The following is a 19,172-nucleotide window of genomic DNA, read 5'->3' on the forward strand; positions in this document are numbered from 1 at the left end:
GCAGCTTTTTTCATTAATTTTCTTTCGAATATTAACGTTTGATGTCGCGTTGAGTTTCACCAGTATAAAGCTGACGAGGACGACCGATTTTGTAAGGACCGCTGTGCATTTCTAACCAGTGGCTGATCCAACCAACTGTACGAGCAAGAGCGAAGATTACAGTAAACATTTCTGTTGGGATACCAATCGCTTTAAGGATGATACCTGAGTAGAAGTCTACGTTAGGGTAAAGTTTACGCTCAACGAAGTACGGGTCGTTCAATGCGATACGCTCAAGTTCCATAGCAAGTGCTAATTGAGGATCATTGATACCTAAAGCTTCAAGAACTTCATCACAAGTTTGCTTCATCACTTTAGCGCGTGGATCGAAGTTTTTGTAAACGCGGTGACCGAAGCCCATAAGTTTAACTTCTTTGCGTTTAACTTTTTCCATGAACTCTGCAACGTTTTCAACGCTACCGATTTCATCAAGCATCTTAAGAACTGCTTCGTTTGCACCACCGTGAGCAGGTCCCCAAAGTGCAGAGATACCAGCAGAGATACATGCATACGGGTTTGCACCAGTAGAACCAGCAAGACGTACTGTAGATGTAGAAGCATTTTGCTCATGGTCAGCATGAAGCGTGAAAATACGATCCATTGCGCGAGCAAGAACAGGATTTACTTTGTAATCACGGTCGGCAGGGGTAGCAAACATCATGTGCAAGAAGTTTTCCGCATAACTTAAATCATTACGTGGATAGATGAATGGTTGACCTACTGTGTATTTGTAACTCCAAGCAGCAAGTGTTGGAATTTTTGCAATTAAACGAATTGCAGTAATTTCACGGTGGTTGATATCTTCAATATCTAGGTTGTTGTGATAGAACGCAGATAATGCACCTACAACACCTACCATGATCGCCATTGGGTGAGCGTCACGACGGAAACCATTGAAGAAACGGCTAACTTGATCATGAACCATAGTATGAGCACGAACTTTCGTATCAAACTCAACTTTTTGCTCAGCAGTTGGGAGCTCGCCATTTAATAATAAATAACAAGTTTCAAGATAGTCTGCTTGAGTTGCTAACTGGTCAATTGGGTAACCGCGGTGTAATAAAATACCTTTGTCACCATCAATGAAAGTAATTTTAGATTCGCATGCGGCTGTCGCCATAAAACCAGGATCGAAAGTAAAATGACCTTCTTTCAGTATGCTGCTGACATCAATTACATCTGGACCTAAAGTGCCACTGTAGATTGGTAAACCAATTTCTTTGCCATCAAGATGTAATACGGCTTTTTTGCCATTTGCTTCAGACATTCAATAGATCTCCTGTCCTGGTGAATGTTGATCTGACTCGAAATCCTAATGTTCTCATGTGCGAATCAGACGGTGTCAAAATTTGCTATAAGATTAGTGAGTACTGAAATTTTGTCAATTATACTTATGGATAAAAAATGACGTTCCCACAGAGAGTTAGTCATCAAGACCCGAGCAAAAAAGTCAGTAAAATCACTGCATCGGGATGGTATAATAAGTCAATTCAACAGGAACGTGCAGAAAAAAAATGAAGGGTGAGTACAATTGTAAGCAAATTTTTAAATTGAAATTCAAAATAATAAGACGGTAGAAAATGCCAATCTAATTAAAAATATCATAAAACTCATGATGTAATTTCAAATTGCTAATCAAAAAATAATGTATTTTTATTTAGTTGTAACAAATAATATTGTTCTTTTTTTAAGTTTAATTGTATAAAAAATAGCTTATCAGACGTGTTTGAAATGATAGGAAGTTTTTTAAAAGAAATTTAACTTTTTAAAAAGTAGGGCAGATTCTTTAATATATATTTGAATTGGGGCCTAAGTACAAAATATGAGGTATGACAATCATTTTTCTATTTATATGAGGAATTTATAACTTTATCTTTAGTCTAAAGTAGACTTATTTAAAAGAAATTTCAGAAAAAATGAAATTAAATAAAAAGTTATTTTAAACAATGACATGATGTATAGGAACTTCTTCTTTTTATAGAAGTAGTGAAGGAATATTGTTATGAATGATTCTTATTTAATGATTTTTTCCTGAAAAGGCAAAGTGGATCGTTTGTATTTTGATACTTCGCGTTTTATAATTCAGTGTCGTTTATAGGTTAGGCATGAGCTGTGCTTGCCTAACAATGCCAGCTTTCCTTGGAATTAATTCAACAAACTCCGGTCGGAGTTTCTACCTACAGGATGCCCGCTGTGAAAAGCAACAGACCTGTCAATTTGTCCATGGGTCAGGTGTTAGCGGTAAATTTACGCTCACCCGTGGCTATTGCATCAATTTTACACCGTTTATCAGGTGTCATCGTTTTCTTATTAGTACCAGTTCTCTTATGGATTCTAGATAAATCATTATCTTCACCAGAAGGATTTGACTACGTTAAAAATGTCGTTTTTGGAAATATCCTTGTACGTTTTGTTGTTTGGGTATTTGCAGCCGGCTTGATATTCCACTTTATTGCTGGAGTTAAGCACTTACTTGCAGATTTAGGTTTTGCTGAAGAACTGCAAAGTGGTCGTATTGCAGCGACAATTTCATTGATCTTATCTGTGGTAGCCATTATCGCAGCCTTTGTATGGATTATGTTCTAATGAAAAGTGCTACAGGTTTAACTGGTTCAGGTTCTCGTGATTGGTTTATCCAGCGTGTAAGTGCGGTTGTATTAGCAGCTTATACTGTTGTTCTTTTTGGTTGGATTCTCTGCAAAGGTGGATTTGACTATCAACAGTGGGCTGGTTTCATGATGACATTACCAATGAAGATTTTTTCTTTATTGGCAATTTTATCGCTTATCGCACACGCATGGATTGGTATGTGGCAAGTTTTCACTGACTATGTCACTACTCGTCAAATGGGTCCTTCAGCGAAAGGTTTACGCCTTGTACTGACGACGGCTGTCATTATTGCAGTGTTTGTGTACGCAATCTGGGGTATCCAGATTTTCTGGGCGAATTGATAGGAAGATATCATGGGCGCGATAACCCCTAAAGAAGATTATTCAAATATTCAAAACCTCACTTTCGATGCAGTTATCGTTGGTGGTGGCGGTTCTGGTATGCGTGCATCTTACCAACTTGCTCAAGCAGGTTTGAAAGTTGCAGTACTTACTAAAGTTTTCCCAACACGTTCACATACAGTTGCTGCTCAGGGCGGTATTGGTGCGTCGTTAGGTAACATGCAAGAAGATAACTGGCATTTCCACTTTTACGATACGGTAAAAGGTTCTGACTGGTTAGGTGACCAAGACGCAATTGAATTTATGTGTCGTGAAGCACCAAAAGTTGTGTATGAACTTGAACACATGGGTATGCCGTTTGACCGTAACGCTGATGGTACAATTTACCAACGTCCGTTCGGTGGTCACTCTGCGAACTATGGTGATAAACCAGTTCCACGTGCTTGTGCTGCTGCTGACCGTACTGGTCACGCATTATTGCACACGCTTTATCAAAGCAACGTGAAAATGGGTACTCAGTTCTTCGTTGAATGGATCGCGCTTGATTTGATCCGTAACGAAGCAGGTGATGTTCTTGGTGTAACAGCGATTGACCAAGAAACTGGTAATATCGCAGTATTCCAAGCAAAAGCGACATTGTTTGCGACCGGTGGTGCTGGTCGTGTTTACCGTGCATCAACAAATGCTTATATCAATACTGGTGACGGTCTTGGTATGGCTGCTCGTGCTGGTATTCCATTACAAGATATGGAATTCTGGCAATTCCACCCGACAGGTGTTGCGGGCGCTGGTGTATTGTTGACTGAAGGTTGTCGTGGTGAAGGTGCAATCCTTCGTAATAAAGACGGCGAACCATTCATGGAACGTTATGCACCGACTTTAAAAGACTTGGCTCCACGTGACTTCGTATCACGCTCTATGGACCAAGAAATTAAAGAAGGTCGTGGTTGTGGTCCAAAAGGTGATTATATCTTACTTGATATGACTCACTTGGGTGCTGATACAATCATGAAGCGTTTACCATCTGTATTTGAGATCGGTAAAAAATTCGCAAACGTTGACATCACTAAAGAACCAATTCCTGTAGTACCAACAATCCATTATCAAATGGGTGGTATTCCTACGAATATGCATGGTCAAGTGTGCTTACCTGAAGCAGGTACAGACAACTACACTAAACCTGTAAAAGGTTTCTATGCAATTGGTGAATGTTCTTGTGTATCAGTACATGGTGCAAACCGTTTAGGTACTAACTCACTTCTTGACTTGGTTGTATTTGGTAAAGCTGCTGGTGAGCACATTATCGACTACGTAACTAAGCATCATGGTGATGAATATGCACCGCTTCCAACAAACGTATTAGAGCAAACATTAGATCGCGTACGTAAGTTGGATGAGTCAACTTCTGGTGAAAATGCTCAAGAAGTTGCTGATGCAATTCGTGATATCGTTCAAGACCACGCTGGTGTATTCCGTACTCAAGCTTTGCTTGATAAAGGTGTAAAAGAGATTCTTGCTCTTGAGCCACGTGTACGTAATATTCACTTGAAAGATAAATCTAAAGTATTTAACACTGCACGTGTTGAAGCGCTTGAAGTTGAAAACTTATATGAAGTTGCGAAAGCTACATTAATTTCAGCTGCTGCGCGTAAAGAATGTCGTGGTGCGCATACGGTAGTTGATTATGAATTACCAGCTGATCACCCAACTTATTCATACGGTCGCCGTGATGATGAGTGGATGAAGCATACTTTATGGTATTCATCAGACAACCGTTTGGAATATAAGCCAGTGCGCTTCAAACCGTTGACTGTTGATGCAATTCCACCAGCGCCACGTACATTCTAATCGGGAGTATAAAGATGAGTAGAGGTACTCGTACATTCGAAATCTACCGCTATGATCCTGATAAGGATAAAGCGCCGTACATGCAAACTTTCAAGCTTGAATTGACTGATAAGCACCGTATGTTGCTTGATGCATTGCTTGCATTGAAAGTTCAAGACGAAACATTAACATTCCGTCGTTCTTGCCGTGAAGGTATTTGTGGTTCGGATGGTGTGAATATTAATGGCAAAAATGGTTTGGCTTGTTTATGGAATTTAAACGACCTGCCTGAGAAAATTGTAATTCGTCCATTACCAGGTTTGCCGGTTATTAAAGATTTGGTTGTTGATATGAACCAATTCTATGATCAATATGACAAAATTCAGCCATTCTTGATCAATAACCAGCCAGCTCCACCTAAAGAGCGTTTGCAGTCTCCTGAGGAGCGTGAACACTTAAATGGTCTGTATGAGTGTATTCTTTGTGCATGTTGTTCAACTTCATGCCCATCATTCTGGTGGAACCCTGATAAATTCTTGGGTCCTTCAGCATTGTTGAATGCATACCGTTTTATTATCGACTCTCGTGATACTGCTACTGCAGACCGTTTGGCTCGTCTTGACGATCCGTTCAGTTTGTTCCGTTGTAAAGGTATTATGAACTGTGTGTCAGTATGTCCTAAAGGTCTAAACCCTACAAAAGCAATCGGTCACATCCGTAATATGCTATTAGATCAAGCGGGTTAATTCTGCACAAATGGAAAACGCGCATCCTTGATGTGCGTTTTTTTTTAATTTTATAATGTAAACTTTAGACTTTGGTCGAAAAGAGCGAGGATTTTATATATTGCACCATATATTAAAAGATAAAATCGCTTATGTATTTCGCCAATTTATAGGTGGTATGTGTCAAAAAAATCAATCGTTGTTTAAGAACATGATACGATTTGCCACAAAGTTATAGGTGAAAAAAGCGTATACTAGTAGAATTAATTTAAGCGGCACGATCTTGGATCTGTGCTTAATTTTTATGGTTAAAGTCATTTTAGAAAAGTTAATTTTAAAGTTAATTTTTCTAAAAAGATTTGCAAAAAATTGCTCGGTTTTAATCGAGTATAAGGTGAGTGATGATGCCATTGAGGGCGTTGTGATTCATTAATTACCTATGGAGTTTTCTCTCTAGGTAGTATGACGCCCCATGGTCTTAAAGACCTGTTGGGTAAGTAATGCCTTTTTTACCAATTTGGCATTATGCATCATGGGTATGCTTAAAAGGCAGCCTGTAATATTTTTTGCAATAGGAAATGGGTCCACAAATGCAAGAAGTTGCTGACGCATTGCGTCTTGACACTGAACTTTCCGCTGATAGTGCAGCGTATATTGAAGAACTTTACGAGCAGTACCTGACTTCCCCAACCTCTGTAGCTGAGGACTGGCGCCAATATTTCGATAAATATCCAAAGGGTGACCAACCACACAGCGCTGTGCGTGAGCAATTCCTATTACTAGGACGTAATGCTAATCGTGTTCAACCTGTTGTACAAAGTACGGTAAGTACTGAGCATGAGCGTCGTCAAATTGGCGTTTTACAACTTATTGCTGCTTATCGTAATCGCGGACATCAAAAAGCTAAATTAGATCCATTAGGTCTTGCTAAGCGTGAAGAGATTCCAGATTTAGATCTTTCAGCTCACGGTTTAACCAAATCAGATTTAGATACTGTATTCAATACCGGCAATCTTGAAATCGGCAAAAGTGAAGCAACGCTTGCTGAAATGATTGAAGCAATGGAGGCAATCTATTGTGGTTCAATCGGTGTTGAATACATGCATATCGTGGACACAAAAGAAAAGCGTTGGATTCAACAGCGTCTTGAAAGTGCTCGTGGTAAATTCAATTACACAAATGATCAAAAGAAAGGCTTCTTAGAGCGTTTAACTGCTGCAGAAGGTCTTGAAAAATATCTTGGTAATAAATACGTCGGTGCTAAACGCTTTGGTGTTGAAGGCGGCGAGTCTTTTATTCCTATGGTAAACGAGATTATCCAGCGTGCTGGTGCTGTAGGATGTAAAGAAGTTGTTATTGGTATGCCACACCGTGGCCGCTTAAACCTTCTTGTGAATATTATGGGTAAAAACCCTGCGGACTTATTTGGTGAGTTCGAAGGTAAATCAATTCATAAAAAAGGTTCAGGTGACGTTAAATACCACCAAGGTTTCTCAAGTAATGTAATGACTCCAGGTGGCGAAGTTCACTTGGCATTGGCATTTAACCCATCTCACTTGGAAATTGTTGGGCCTGTAGTTGAAGGTTCTGTACGTGCACGTCAAGTACGTCGTAGAGACATTGGCGGTGATGACGTTTTACCAGTGATTGTTCATGGTGATGCGGCATTTGCAGGTCAAGGCGTGAACATGGAAACCTTCCAAATGTCACAAACTCGTGGCTATACGGTTGGTGGTACAGTTCATATTATTGTGAACAACCAAGTAGGTTTCACAACTTCTGACCCTCGTGATGCACGTTCTACGGAATACTGTACAGACGTTGCTAAAATGATTCAGGCACCAATTTTCCATGTAAATGGTGATGATCCTGAAGCTGTTATCTTTGCTACTCAATTAGCACATGATTTCCGTCACGAATTCCGTAAAGATGTTGTTATCGATTTGTTCTGTTATCGCCGTCGTGGCCATAACGAAGCAGATGAGCCATCTGGTACACAACCATTGATGTATCAAGTAATTGCTAAGAAGGCAACTACTCGTACACTTTATGCTGATCAACTTGTTCAACAAAAAGTAATTGATCGTGCTGAAGCAGACCAAATGGTTGAAGATTATCGTTCTGATTTAGAAGCGGGTAATCATGTAGCAAATGCGTTAATTCTTGAACCAAATACCAAAATGTTTGTAGATTGGACTCCATATTTGGGCCATGACTACACAGACGATTGGGATACTTCATTTGACTTAAATCGCTTAAAAGAATTAGGCGAGGGCATGAGCAAACTTCCTGAAGGGTTTGTAATGCAGCGTCAGGTTCAAAAAGTAATTGAAGATCGCGTAAAAATGCAAACCGGTGAAACTCCTTTAAACTGGGGTGCAGCAGAAACTTTAGCTTATGCAACTTTATTAGATGAAGACTATCTAGTTCGTATTACTGGTGAAGACGTGGGTCGTGGTACCTTCTCACACCGTCATGCGAAATTGCATAACCAAGCTGATGGTTCAACTTACATTCCTCTTTGTCATGTTAAAGAGAACCAACCACGTTTTGCAATTTACGATTCTTTATTATCTGAAGAAGCTGTCCTTGCATTCGAATATGGTTATGCAACCACAATTCCTAAGAGCTTAATTATTTGGGAAGCACAATTTGGTGACTTCGTAAACTGTGCTCAGGTTGTAATTGACCAGTTCATTGCTTCTGGTGAGACTAAGTGGGAGCGTGTTTGTGGTTTAACAATGTTGTTACCACACGGTTTCGAAGGCCAAGGTCCAGAACACTCATCAGCTCGTTTAGAACGTTTCTTACAGTTATGTGCTGAAGACAACATGCAAGTGATCACTCCAACGACACCTGCACAGATTTTCCACGCATTACGTCGTCAAGCTGTACGCCCAATTCGTAAGCCATTGATTGTAATGTCACCAAAATCTTTACTTCGTCATAAACTTGCGACTTCTACTTTAGAAGAGCTTGCAAATGGTTCATTCCAAACTGTAATTGACGAAATCGATCAAATTAACAAGTCAGATGTAACTCGTCTTGTACTTTGTGGCGGTAAAGTTTATTACGACTTACTCGAAAAACGTCGTGAACAAAACTTAACTAATGTCGCAATTGTGCGTATTGAACAGTTGTATCCATATCCAGAGCAACGTCTTGCAGAAATCTTGGCTGCATATCCAAACGTGAAAGAACTTGTTTGGGCACAAGAAGAGCCGAAGAACCAAGGCGCATGGTTATTTATTGCACCGCGTTTATATGACGATATCTTAAAATCTGGCAAACAAATCCGTATCAGTTTTGCAGGTCGTGAAGCTTCTGCTGCACCAGCTTGTGGCTCACCGTACTTGCATGCAAAACAACAAGCTCAGCTAATTAATGATGCATTGGCAATCGAAGCTGAACAATCAGGAGATTCTCAATAATGGCAACCGAAATTAAAGCGCCGGTATTCCCAGAGTCTGTTGCAGATGGAACCATCGCAACTTGGCATAAAAAGGTGGGTGAACCTGTATCACGTGACGAAGTGATCTGTGATATTGAAACCGACAAAGTTGTTTTAGAAGTTGTTGCTCCTGCTGATGGTAGCTTAGTTGCGATCATTAAAGATGAAGGCGATACAGTTCTTTCTGACGAAGTGATTGCTCAGTTTGAAGCTGGTGCTGGTGCAGCGACGGCTGCTCCTGCAGTAGAGCAAGCGGCTGCTCAAACTCAAGCTGGTGCGGCTCCTGTTGTTGAGCGTACAGAAACTGTATCTGACCAAGCTCCTGCAGTTCGTAAAGCGTTAACTGAATCTGGTATTGCTGCTGCTGACGTACAAGGTACTGGTCGTGGTGGTCGTATCACTAAAGAAGATGTGGCAAACCACCAAGCTAAACCAGCTGCTAACGTTACTCCGTTAAGCGTAGCTGTTGGTGAGCGTATCGAAAAACGTGTTCCAATGACTCGTTTACGTAAGCGTGTAGCTGAGCGTCTTCTTGCTGCTACTCAAGAAACAGCAATGTTAACTACATTCAACGAAGTTAACATGAAGCCAATCATGGAATTACGTAAGCAATATAAAGATGCGTTTGAAAAACGCCATGGTGCTCGTTTAGGCTTCATGTCATTCTTTGTTAAAGCTGCTACTGAAGCACTTAAACGCTACCCAGCGGTAAATGCTTCAATTGATGGTGATGATATTGTTTATCACGGTTACTATGACATCGGTGTTGCAGTATCTTCTGATCGTGGTCTTGTTGTACCAGTATTGCGTGATACTGACCGTATGAGCTACGCAGAAGTTGAAGCAGGTATTGCTGCTTATGCTGGTAAAGCACGTGATGGTAAATTATCTATCGAAGAAATGACTGGTGGTACTTTCACAATCACTAACGGTGGTACTTTCGGTTCATTACTTTCAACTCCTATTTTGAATCAGCCACAAACTGGTATCTTGGGTATGCACAAAATCCAAGAGCGTCCTATGGCTGTAAATGGTCAAGTTGAAATCTTGCCAATGATGTATTTAGCACTTTCTTATGACCACCGTATGATCGATGGTAAAGAAGCTGTAGGTTTCTTGGTAGCAATCAAAGAATTGTTAGAAGAACCAGCTAAACTCATCCTTGATCTTTAATTTCTTCGAATAATATTACCGAGGTAGAGTGATCCTCTATCTCGGACCATGGAGATAAACAATGTCTCAACAATTTGATCTTGTTGTTATTGGTGGTGGTCCTGGTGGTTATGAAGCTGCGATTCGCGCTGCTCAACTAGGTTTTAAAGTCGCTTGTATCGAAAAACGTATTCACAACGGTAAACCATCTTTAGGTGGTACATGCTTAAACGTGGGTTGTATTCCTTCTAAAGCATTACTTGACTCTTCTCACCGTTATGAAGATACAGTACATCACTTAGCTGATCACGGTATCACTACAGGTGAAGTGAATTTTGATCTTGCTAAGCTTCTTGCTCGTAAAGACAAAATTGTTGACCAATTAACTGGTGGTATCGATCAATTGCTTAAAGGCAATGGTATTGAGTGGTTAAAAGGTACTGGTAAATTACTTGCTGGTAAAAAAGTTGAGTTTGTTTCTCATGAAGGTGAAACTCAAGTTTTAGAACCTAAATACGTTATTCTTGCGTCTGGTTCTGTACCTGTAAATATTCCTGTAGCTCCTGTAGATCAAGATATTATTGTTGATTCAACTGGTGCATTGAACTTCCCAGAAGTACCTAAGCGTTTAGGTGTTATTGGTGCTGGTGTAATCGGTTTAGAGCTTGGTTCTGTTTGGCGTCGTCTTGGTGCTGAAGTTGTTGTTTTTGAAGCAATGGATGCATTCTTACCAATGGCTGATAAAGCTTTGGCAAAAGACTACCAAAAACTTTTAACTAAGCAAGGTCTTGATATTCGTATCGGTGCTAAAGTTTCTGGTACTGAAATTAATGGTCGTGAAGTGACTGTTAAATACACTCAAGGCGGCGAAGAAAAAACTCAGACTTTTGACAAATTAATCGTTTGTGTAGGCCGTAAAGCTTATGCAGAAGGTTTATTGGCAGATGATTCAGGCATTAAATTGACTGAACGCGGTCTAGTTGAAGTAAACGATCACTGTGCAACTTCTGTAGAAGGTGTATATGCGATTGGTGACTTGGTTCGCGGTCCAATGCTTGCTCATAAAGCAATGGAAGAAGGTGTAATGGCTGTTGAACGTATCCACGGTCATGCAGCTCAAGTGAACTATGACACAATCATTTCTGTTATCTATACACATCCGGAAGCGGCTTGGGTTGGTTTAACTGAAGAACAAGCTAAAGAAAAAGGTCATGAAGTTAAAACTGGTCAATTCGGTTTTGCTGTAAATGGTCGTGCTTTAGCGGCGGGTGAAGGCGCTGGTTTTGTTAAGTTTGTTGCTGATGCAAAAACTGACCGTTTATTAGGTATGCATGTTATTGGACCTGCAGCATCTGATATCGTACACCAAGGTATGATCGCTCTTGAATTTGTATCTTCTGTTGAAGATCTTCAGTTAATGACATTTGGTCATCCAACATTCTCTGAAGTTGTTCATGAAGCTGCACTTGCTGTAGATGGTCGTGCAATTCACGCGATTCAACGTAAGCGTAAATAAAATAAAGAGCGGTTCTCCGCTCTTTTTCACATTCGATGGTGTGATTAAAAAAGCATCAAGGTGAAAGACGTAGACAGCAATTTGCATATGCAACATGAGAATGTTGCGCAAATTGAAGACAACAAACAAAGTTAAGTAGGTAACTAAATGAACTTACATGAGTATCAAGCTAAAGCGTTATTGAAAGAATATGGTATGCCAGTACAAGAAGGTATCTTGGCTACCAATGCAGACGAAGCAGTTGCTGCATTTGAACAGCTTGGTGGTAAATTCGCGGTAATGAAAGCGCAAGTTCATGCTGGTGGTCGTGGTAAGGCTGGTGGCGTTAAAGTTGCAAAATCTAAAGAAGACGTTATCGAATTTGCAAACAATATCATTGGTACTCGTCTTGTAACGTATCAAACAGATGCAAATGGTCAACCAGTAAACAGCATTATTGTTGCTGAAGACGTATACCCAGTTGAGCGTGAGCTTTACTTAGGTGCGGTTGTAGACCGTTCTAGCCGTCGTATTACTTTCATGGCTTCTACAGAAGGTGGTGTAGAAATCGAGAAAGTTGCAGAAGAAACTCCAGAAAAAATTATCAAAGTTGAAGTTGATCCATTAGTTGGCTTACAACCATTCCAAGCACGTGAAGTTGCGTTTGCTTTAGGTTTGAAAGACAAGCAAATCGGTAAATTCGTAAAAATCATGACAGCTGCTTACCAAGCATTTGTTGAAAATGATTTTGCTTTATTTGAAATTAACCCACTTTCAGTTCGTGAAAATGGCGAAATTTTATGTGTAGACGCGAAAGTAGGTATCGACTCTAACGCGCTTTACCGTTTACCTAAAGTTGCTGCTTTACGTGACAAATCTCAAGAGAATGAGCGTGAATTAAAAGCATCTGAATTTGATCTTAACTATGTTGCTTTAGAAGGTAACATCGGTTGTATGGTTAACGGTGCTGGTCTTGCAATGGCAACTATGGACATCATTAAACTTTATGGTGGTCAGCCTGCAAACTTCCTTGACGTTGGTGGCGGCGCAACTAAAGAGCGCGTAATCGAAGCGTTCAAAATCATCCTTGCTGATACGTCTGTACAAGGTGTTTTAATCAACATCTTCGGTGGTATCGTACGTTGTGACATGATTGCTGAAGCGATTATTGCAGCGGTTCAAGAAGTAAACGTAACTGTTCCAGTTGTTGTTCGTTTAGAAGGTAACAACGCTGAGTTAGGTGCTAAATTACTTGATGAATCTGGTTTGAAATTAATTTCTGCAAACGGCTTGTCTGATGCCGCAGAAAAAGTTGTAGCTGCAGTTAAAGCGTAAGGGGAGTATCAATCATGAGCGTATTAATTAATAAAGACACTAAAGTATTGGTACAAGGTTTTACTGGTAAAAACGGTACTTTCCACTCTGCACAAGCTTTAGACTACGGTACAAAAGTTGTTGGTGGTGTTACTCCAGGTAAAGGTGGTACTACTCACCTTGACTTACCAGTATTTAACACAATGAAAGAAGCTGTACGTGAAACAAATGCAGATGCATCTGTAATCTATGTACCAGCTCCATTCGTTTTAGACTCAATCGTTGAAGCAGTTGATTCAGGTGTTGGCCTAATCGTTGTGATCACTGAAGGTGTTCCAACAATCGACATGCTTAAAGCAAAACGCTATTTAGAAACTAACGGTAACGGTACTCGTTTAGTTGGTCCTAACTGTCCAGGCGTGATCACTCCAGGCGAATGTAAGATTGGTATTATGCCTGGTCACATTCACCAACCAGGTCGTATTGGTATCATCTCACGTTCAGGTACATTGACTTATGAAGCTGTTGCTCAAACAACTAAGCTTGGTTTAGGTCAGTCTACTTGTATCGGTATCGGTGGTGATCCAATCCCAGGTATGAACCAAATCGAAGCGCTTCAATTGTTCCAAGACGATCCAGATACTGATGCAATCATCATGATCGGTGAGATCGGTGGTACAGCGGAAGAAGAAGCTGCTGAATTCATCAAATCTAACGTGACTAAGCCTGTAGTAGGTTACATTGCTGGTGTAACTGCTCCTAAAGGTAAGCGTATGGGTCACGCTGGTGCGATCATTTCTGGTGGTCAAGGTACTGCTGAAGAGAAATTCGCTGCATTTGAAAAAGCAGGTATGGCTTACACTCGTAGCCCAGCTGAGCTTGGTTCAACTATGTTGCAAGTTTTAAAAGAGAAAGGTTTAGCTTAATCGCTTTACCCTGAATCTTAAAAAGCACCGCATCTGAAAAATGATGCGGTGCTTTTTTATTTATTAAAGAAAAATAAGAGTTTTTATAAGTATAGCTAATTCATAAATAAAATTTTTAGGCAAAAAAATACGCAATGATTGGGGTGATCATTGCGTAGAACAACGAATCTGTAAAAACAGTTTCGGTTTAAGGAGAAATGTCGTGAGGCTCATATGATGTAACCTACATAGAGAATAATAGATAAAGTTAAGATATCCTTCATCGCTATTAGCGTTAATAAGTGTTACTTCACGTTAATAGGGTAAAAGCCTGTGAATGGCTATCAATACATTAGTAATTCTAAAAAATGAATATTATGAATCTAATAAATAAAAAAAGCCCCGCAGGGCTTTTAGTTTTCAAAAAGGATTAAAATTTAAATAAACCTAAACCATCTTTAACTTCGTCTAAAGTCTGTTGAGTAATAAGACGGCACTTATCTGTACCTTGACGTAAAACATCCATAATATAGTCAGGATCTTTAGCAAGTTCTTCGCGACGTTCACGAATAGGCGTAATTAACTCTTTTAACACACCTTCAAGACGCTTTTTAACCGTACCATCACCAAGACCACCACGACGATAATGAGCTTTTAACTCTTCAACTTCTTCTTTATTTGGATCAAATGCATCTAAATAAGTAAATACAATATTTCCTTCAACTTGACCTGGATCTTCGATGCGAAGGTGATTTGGATCGGTGTACATCGCATTTACAGCTTTTTTGATGTCTTTATCAGAAGCATTTAAAACGATGGTATTGCCTAATGATTTAGACATTTTTGCTTTACCGTCAAAGCCAGGTAAACGTGCCATGTTAGAAAGCAAAGCTTTACATTCAGGCAAAAGATCTTGACCAATTTGACGGTTTACACGGCGTACCACTTCATTCGTTTGTTCAATCATTGGAATCTGATCTTCACCTACCGGAACGACAGTCGCTTTGAAAGCAGTAATATCAGCCGCTTGTGCAACAGGGTAGCAGAGGAAACCAGCTGGAATATCACGCTCGAAACCACGCATTTGAATTTCAGATTTAATGGTTGGGTTACGTTCTAAGCGAGCAACAGTTACGAAGTTAAGATAGAGCATTGTGAGCTCATTCAGTGCTGGCAAGCAAGATTGAACACAAATGGTCGTTTTTGTTGGATCAATGCCGACAGCTAGATAATCTAGAGCCACTTCCAAAATATTGCGACGGACTTTATCTGGGTTATCTGCATTATCTGTTAATGCTTGTGCATCTGCTAACAAGAGATGTTGATGATGGCTATCCTGTAATCCTACACGAGAACGCAAAGAACCGACAAAATGCCCGAGATGAAGTTGTCCGGTTGGGCGGTCGCCTGTCAAAATAATTGGACGCTGATCAACATTACTCATTATTTATTCCACTGTCTTATTGGCTTAATCAGGGGGTAGTAAGCCCTGCAATATAAAAGATTGGCATTATTGTACGGGAAATAAAAAAAAATCGTCAGCGATTGGATAAACTTTTCTTAAAATAATATTGTGAATTTATTCAGTAAAATTACAGAAATTCAAAAAAATCATCTTACAATAGCTTAATAAATACAAACTTGGATAAGAAATGGCAAGTGGCTTACTTTTATTACTAGATGATATTGCAACAATTTTAGATGATGTTGCTTTAATGAGTAAAATGGCAGCGAAGAAAACTGCCGGAGTTTTAGGTGATGATTTAGCCCTGAATGCCCAGCAAGTAACAGGTGTTCGTGCAGATCGTGAGCTTCCTATTGTTTGGAAAGTCGCTAAAGGCTCATTTGTTAATAAGCTCATTTTAGTTCCTTTAGCTTTATTAATTAGCGTGATTGCGCCTTGGCTCATTAATCCTTTATTAATGCTCGGAGGTTTATTTTTATGTTATGAGGGAGTGGAGAAAGTTCTCCATACCATTATGCATAAAAAAGCTTCTACAACAGAAGAAGCAAAAGCAGAGCTTGATAGTGAAGAATTAGATTTAGCAAATTTTGAGAAAGAAAAAATAAAAGGAGCAGTAAGAACTGACTTTATTTTATCAGCTGAAATTGTCGTTATTTCTTTAGGTACTGTGGCTACAGCTACTTTAATGACTAAGGTAAGTGTTCTCAGCATTATTGCCGTTGTCATGACAATCGGTGTGTATGGTCTGGTTGGCATGATTGTTAAAATTGATGACTTAGGATTATATTTAACTAAGCAAACTGCCTCATTTAAACAAACTATAGGTCGAGGTCTATTGGCTTTTGCTCCTATTTTGATGAAATTGCTTTCAATCGTGGGCACTATTGCAATGTTTTTAGTGGGTGGTGGGATTATTAATCATACGATTCCGTTACTTCATCATTTAACTGAAGACACTGTGGATCACGTAGAAACAATACCAGCGGTAGGTAATATCATTGGTGCTTTAACACCGACATTGATTAACTTTGGAATAGGATTAGTTGCGGGTGCAATTGTTTTATTAATTGTAAGCTTAATACAAAAAATGTGGCCTAAAAAAGCATCGGGTTCATGATGCCATTCTAAAAAGAAGAGGAAAATTATGCGCTGGAAAGGTCGTCGAATTAGTAGCAATGTGGAAGACCGCCGAGGTGGTGGCGGTGTTAGAGCTGGTGGTATTAGTATTATTGGTTTGGTTGTTGCATTTGTTGCATGGAAGTTTTTTGGGGTTGATCCACAACAAGCTTATCAAGCAACGCAGCAGGTTACTGCTTCCCAGCAATCAAATGCAACTGCACCAGAGAGTCTAACAGCCGAACAAAAAGAGGCTTCTGATTTTGTTGGAACAGTTTTGGCTGATACAGAGGATACATGGACTCCTATATTTAAACAGTTGGGTAAAAGCTATACACCACCAAGATTAGTATTATTTAATGGAATAGCTCAATCAGGATGTGGCACAGCTCAATCTGCTATGGGACCATTTTATTGCCCTGCAGACCAAAAGGTTTATATTGATACAGAATTCTTTAAAGATATGCGTCAGCAAATGGGAATTTCTGGCGAGCAAAACCAAACTGAGCTTTCTAGGGAAGATCAGGCTGGTGATTTTGCCCAAGCTTATGTTGTTGCACATGAGGTAGGACATCATGTTCAAACTCTGCTCGGTATTTCTTCACAAGTCCAGCAAGCTCGTGCACAAGTGAGCCAAAGAGAAGGTAATCAATTGTCTGTTCGCCAAGAATTACAAGCTGATTGTTTAGCAGGTATTTGGGCTAACCATAACCAACAGCGAACTCAATTTTTAGAGCAAGGTGATATTGAAGAAGCAATGGATGCTGCTCAAAAAATTGGAGATGATTATTTACAGAAGCGTTCTACTGGTCAGGTTGTTCCTGATAGCTTTACTCATGGTAGCAGTGAACAGCGAATGCATTGGTTCCAAGTTGGTTTAAAAACCGGTGATATTAATCAGTGTGACACCTTCAATAATTCAATCTAAATATAGAAGGATGAGACTTATTAATAGTATTTAAGAAGCTCATCCATCTTCCTTTAAATGTTAACTATAAATAATGTTAAGAAATTTAACAGATTGATAGATTGTTCAATCAATTCGTTAAACTTGCATCCGAATTTTCATTTTTTATGATCATGGCATTATTAATGCCTGCATTTTGTTTAGTTTGGTCGACCTAGCAAAATTTTCTTATTTGGTCGTTGACCCAGAAGAAGGGTGTTCATGGGTAATTTTTTTCTACTACAAGCATTTACAGTGGTTTTTGCGCTATCAATCGCAACCACGATTTTTAATAAACGTATTTTGGGTTTTCCCCAAGCGATTGGTGTTCCTCTTGTTTCTGCGATTTTTGTCTTTATTCTACAGTGGGGTGCAAGCCTACTAAACGGTAATCAGTTTATCACCATTAATATTCATAATATTGAAGAAGCAGTACGCCATATCGATTTTTATGATTTTTTAATTAATGGTGTTATTTGTTTTATTCTGACTTCTTCGGCACTCAAATTTAAAATCTCAGACCTAAAAAGTTATTGGAAACAAATTAGTATTTTGGCAACCATTGCCTTAGTGCTTTGCGCCGTATTGTTTGGCAGTTTACTCTACGGATTCCAATTACTGGTTGGATATCACGTGCCAATTCTGGTGTTGTTACTTTTAGGTGCAGCTTTAGGGGCAACAGACCCTATTGGTATTAAAGGTGTACTTAGTTCGATTCGCGCACCTCATCATTTAATTGTTAAGCTAGAAGGTGAATCATTATTTAATGATGCAATGTGTATTGCATTGTTTATGACCTTGCTTAATGTTTTGCAAGGTGAACATTTCTCATTAGTGGCAACATTAGAAGCTTTACTCTATGAAATTGTTGTTGCAGTCGGGATTGGTTGGGCATTTGGGGTAGGGGTGTTGCGTCTATTACGTGGTAAACACGAAATGGAGTCCCTGATTTTAACCACTGCGCTACTCGCGAGTGGAGCATATTTGGTTGCTTTGTTTGCGCATGCATCAGCACCGATTGCTTGTGTAATTGGTGGCTTAATTGTTGGGAATAAATGGAAAGAAATACGCGAAGAGCGTGAGATTCAAGAAGTTAACCATTTCTGGCACACTGTAGAAGGAATTATTAACTCATTCTTATTTACTTTAATTGGCTTAGAGTTATTTATTCTTGATCTAAACTTTAGCCTGATTTTAGGCGGTATTGTTGCGTTCTTTATCCTACATATCTCTCGTTTTGCAGCTAACTTCATGGCTTTTGCATTTTTCCCGAATATGCGGAAAATGAAAAGTTATAATGGTAGTTTAACTATTTTATCTTGGGGTGGGGTACGGGGAGGGATTTCACTTGCATTGATTTTAGCCGTTGCCAATATTCCTGCTTTAAGCCCCTATAGTAGTATCTTAATTGGTTATACATTTATCAGTGTGTTGCTATCCGGCATAGTCTGCGGTCTGGGTCTGCCAGCTGTAATGAATGCTTTTTATTACAATCCGAATGAAGAAACTGAAGGCTTAAAAGGGTTCTATCAGAGATTGTGTCATAAGATGAACCGAAGAGGTTTTCAGTATATTGTTGGAGAAGATGCACTGGGTAGAGAGACGATCACTGTTTTTAATCCTGATATTCTTGTTGACCAAAAAACTGAGGATGGAATTGCAACAATGCATGATCCAAATAAGTTACAAGAAGTAAAACGATTTGAGAGTCCCGATAACTTCTAGACTTAAATAGTTTTAAATTTTATAAACCATTTAAAAGTTAGGTTTTAGTGTAATAGTAAAA

The 19,172-nt window shown here is 39.4% G+C and carries 16 protein-coding genes; 13 read left to right on the forward strand and 3 right to left on the reverse strand.

The window, feature by feature from the left end:
* Nucleotides 1-31: 31 nt before the first annotated feature.
* Nucleotides 32-1,306, reverse strand: coding sequence for a citrate synthase (gltA, locus tag SOI76_RS03820; RefSeq protein WP_002116327.1), 1,275 nt, complete (start codon nt 1,304-1,306; stop codon nt 32-34).
* 364 nt (nt 1,307-1,670) lie between these two features.
* On the reverse strand, nt 1,671-1,775 hold the full coding sequence (locus tag SOI76_RS03825) for a hypothetical protein (RefSeq protein WP_079284422.1): 105 nt from the start codon (nt 1,773-1,775) through the stop codon (nt 1,671-1,673).
* Nucleotides 1,776-2,223: 448 nt separating this feature from the next.
* Between SOI76_RS03825 and sdhC the strand changes: the two genes are divergently transcribed.
* The 10 genes from sdhC to sucD all read left to right on the forward strand — a co-directional run bounded on the left by sdhC (nt 2,224) and on the right by sucD (nt 13,880).
* Nucleotides 2,224-2,625, forward strand: coding sequence for a succinate dehydrogenase, cytochrome b556 subunit (sdhC, locus tag SOI76_RS03830; RefSeq protein WP_075384165.1), 402 nt, complete (start codon nt 2,224-2,226; stop codon nt 2,623-2,625).
* Nucleotides 2,625-2,990, forward strand: coding sequence for a succinate dehydrogenase, hydrophobic membrane anchor protein (gene sdhD / locus SOI76_RS03835; protein WP_000833672.1), 366 nt, complete (start codon nt 2,625-2,627; stop codon nt 2,988-2,990). Before sdhC ends, sdhD begins: the two co-directional genes overlap by 1 nt.
* Nucleotides 2,991-3,002: 12 nt before the next feature.
* Nucleotides 3,003-4,838: a succinate dehydrogenase flavoprotein subunit gene (gene sdhA, locus SOI76_RS03840; protein ID WP_002116225.1), complete on the forward strand. Its 1,836-nt coding sequence runs from the start codon at nt 3,003-3,005 to the stop codon at nt 4,836-4,838.
* 14 nt (nt 4,839-4,852) lie between these two features.
* The gene (gene sdhB / locus SOI76_RS03845) at nt 4,853-5,563 is read left to right on the forward strand and encodes a succinate dehydrogenase iron-sulfur subunit (protein WP_004705893.1); all 711 of its coding nucleotides are present in this window, start codon (nt 4,853-4,855) and stop codon (nt 5,561-5,563) included.
* A 283-nt stretch (nt 5,564-5,846) separates the two neighbouring features.
* The gene (locus SOI76_RS03850; protein ID WP_002116082.1) at nt 5,847-5,975 is read left to right on the forward strand and encodes a hypothetical protein; all 129 of its coding nucleotides are present in this window, start codon (nt 5,847-5,849) and stop codon (nt 5,973-5,975) included.
* Nucleotides 5,976-6,132: 157 nt separating this feature from the next.
* Entirely contained in the window at nt 6,133-8,973 is a 2,841-nt protein-coding gene (sucA, locus tag SOI76_RS03860; RefSeq protein ID WP_016143215.1) for a 2-oxoglutarate dehydrogenase E1 component, read from the forward strand.
* A complete protein-coding gene (odhB, locus tag SOI76_RS03865; protein WP_104079837.1) occupies nt 8,973-10,166 on the forward strand; it encodes a 2-oxoglutarate dehydrogenase complex dihydrolipoyllysine-residue succinyltransferase in 1,194 nt (397 codons plus the stop codon). Before sucA ends, odhB begins: the two co-directional genes overlap by 1 nt.
* A 61-nt stretch (nt 10,167-10,227) precedes the next feature.
* Entirely contained in the window at nt 10,228-11,661 is a 1,434-nt protein-coding gene (lpdA, locus tag SOI76_RS03870; protein ID WP_002116053.1) for a dihydrolipoyl dehydrogenase, read from the forward strand.
* Nucleotides 11,662-11,808: 147 nt separating this feature from the next.
* Nucleotides 11,809-12,975 carry an ADP-forming succinate--CoA ligase subunit beta gene (gene sucC / locus SOI76_RS03875; RefSeq protein WP_104079836.1) on the forward strand — a complete coding sequence of 389 codons (1,167 nt, stop codon included), beginning with the start codon at nt 11,809-11,811 and terminating at the stop codon, nt 12,973-12,975.
* A gap of 14 nt (nt 12,976-12,989) precedes the next feature.
* Complete coding sequence (sucD, locus tag SOI76_RS03880; RefSeq protein WP_000114637.1) at nt 12,990-13,880, forward strand: succinate--CoA ligase subunit alpha; 891 nt, start codon at nt 12,990-12,992, stop codon at nt 13,878-13,880.
* A 409-nt stretch (nt 13,881-14,289) separates the two neighbouring features.
* On the opposite strand, the gene trpS is transcribed toward sucD, so the two are convergent.
* Complete coding sequence (gene trpS, locus SOI76_RS03885; protein WP_032056127.1) at nt 14,290-15,303, reverse strand: tryptophan--tRNA ligase; 1,014 nt, start codon at nt 15,301-15,303, stop codon at nt 14,290-14,292.
* 208 nt (nt 15,304-15,511) lie between these two features.
* Between trpS and SOI76_RS03890 the strand changes: the two genes are divergently transcribed.
* The 3 genes from SOI76_RS03890 to SOI76_RS03900 all read left to right on the forward strand — a co-directional run bounded on the left by SOI76_RS03890 (nt 15,512) and on the right by SOI76_RS03900 (nt 19,111).
* On the forward strand, nt 15,512-16,441 hold the full coding sequence (locus tag SOI76_RS03890) for a DUF808 domain-containing protein (protein ID WP_032056128.1): 930 nt from the start codon (nt 15,512-15,514) through the stop codon (nt 16,439-16,441).
* A gap of 27 nt (nt 16,442-16,468) precedes the next feature.
* The gene (locus SOI76_RS03895) at nt 16,469-17,368 is read left to right on the forward strand and encodes a neutral zinc metallopeptidase (protein ID WP_104079835.1); all 900 of its coding nucleotides are present in this window, start codon (nt 16,469-16,471) and stop codon (nt 17,366-17,368) included.
* 240 nt (nt 17,369-17,608) lie between these two features.
* Nucleotides 17,609-19,111: a cation:proton antiporter gene (locus SOI76_RS03900; protein ID WP_057075047.1), complete on the forward strand. Its 1,503-nt coding sequence runs from the start codon at nt 17,609-17,611 to the stop codon at nt 19,109-19,111.
* Nucleotides 19,112-19,172: the final 61 nt, after the last annotated feature.

Source organism: Acinetobacter pittii, assembly GCF_034064985.1.
GTDB lineage: Bacteria > Pseudomonadota > Gammaproteobacteria > Pseudomonadales > Moraxellaceae > Acinetobacter > Acinetobacter pittii_H.

What these genes read in the sequence shown, in the direction of transcription:
- gltA (WP_002116327.1), bottom strand. Translation starts at nt 1,306, where the DNA reads ATGTCTGAAGCAAATGGCAAAAAAGCCGTATTACATCTTGATGGCAAA.
- sdhC (WP_075384165.1), top strand. Translation starts at nt 2,224, where the DNA reads ATGCCCGCTGTGAAAAGCAACAGACCTGTCAATTTGTCCATGGGTCAG.
- sdhD (WP_000833672.1), top strand. Translation starts at nt 2,625, where the DNA reads ATGAAAAGTGCTACAGGTTTAACTGGTTCAGGTTCTCGTGATTGGTTT.
- sdhA (WP_002116225.1), top strand. Translation starts at nt 3,003, where the DNA reads ATGGGCGCGATAACCCCTAAAGAAGATTATTCAAATATTCAAAACCTC.
- sdhB (WP_004705893.1), top strand. Translation starts at nt 4,853, where the DNA reads ATGAGTAGAGGTACTCGTACATTCGAAATCTACCGCTATGATCCTGAT.
- SOI76_RS03850 (WP_002116082.1), top strand. Translation starts at nt 5,847, where the DNA reads ATGGTTAAAGTCATTTTAGAAAAGTTAATTTTAAAGTTAATTTTTCTA.
- sucA (WP_016143215.1), top strand. Translation starts at nt 6,133, where the DNA reads ATGCAAGAAGTTGCTGACGCATTGCGTCTTGACACTGAACTTTCCGCT.
- odhB (WP_104079837.1), top strand. Translation starts at nt 8,973, where the DNA reads ATGGCAACCGAAATTAAAGCGCCGGTATTCCCAGAGTCTGTTGCAGAT.
- lpdA (WP_002116053.1), top strand. Translation starts at nt 10,228, where the DNA reads ATGTCTCAACAATTTGATCTTGTTGTTATTGGTGGTGGTCCTGGTGGT.
- sucC (WP_104079836.1), top strand. Translation starts at nt 11,809, where the DNA reads ATGAACTTACATGAGTATCAAGCTAAAGCGTTATTGAAAGAATATGGT.
- sucD (WP_000114637.1), top strand. Translation starts at nt 12,990, where the DNA reads ATGAGCGTATTAATTAATAAAGACACTAAAGTATTGGTACAAGGTTTT.
- trpS (WP_032056127.1), bottom strand. Translation starts at nt 15,303, where the DNA reads ATGAGTAATGTTGATCAGCGTCCAATTATTTTGACAGGCGACCGCCCA.
- SOI76_RS03890 (WP_032056128.1), top strand. Translation starts at nt 15,512, where the DNA reads ATGGCAAGTGGCTTACTTTTATTACTAGATGATATTGCAACAATTTTA.
- SOI76_RS03895 (WP_104079835.1), top strand. Translation starts at nt 16,469, where the DNA reads ATGCGCTGGAAAGGTCGTCGAATTAGTAGCAATGTGGAAGACCGCCGA.
- SOI76_RS03900 (WP_057075047.1), top strand. Translation starts at nt 17,609, where the DNA reads ATGGGTAATTTTTTTCTACTACAAGCATTTACAGTGGTTTTTGCGCTA.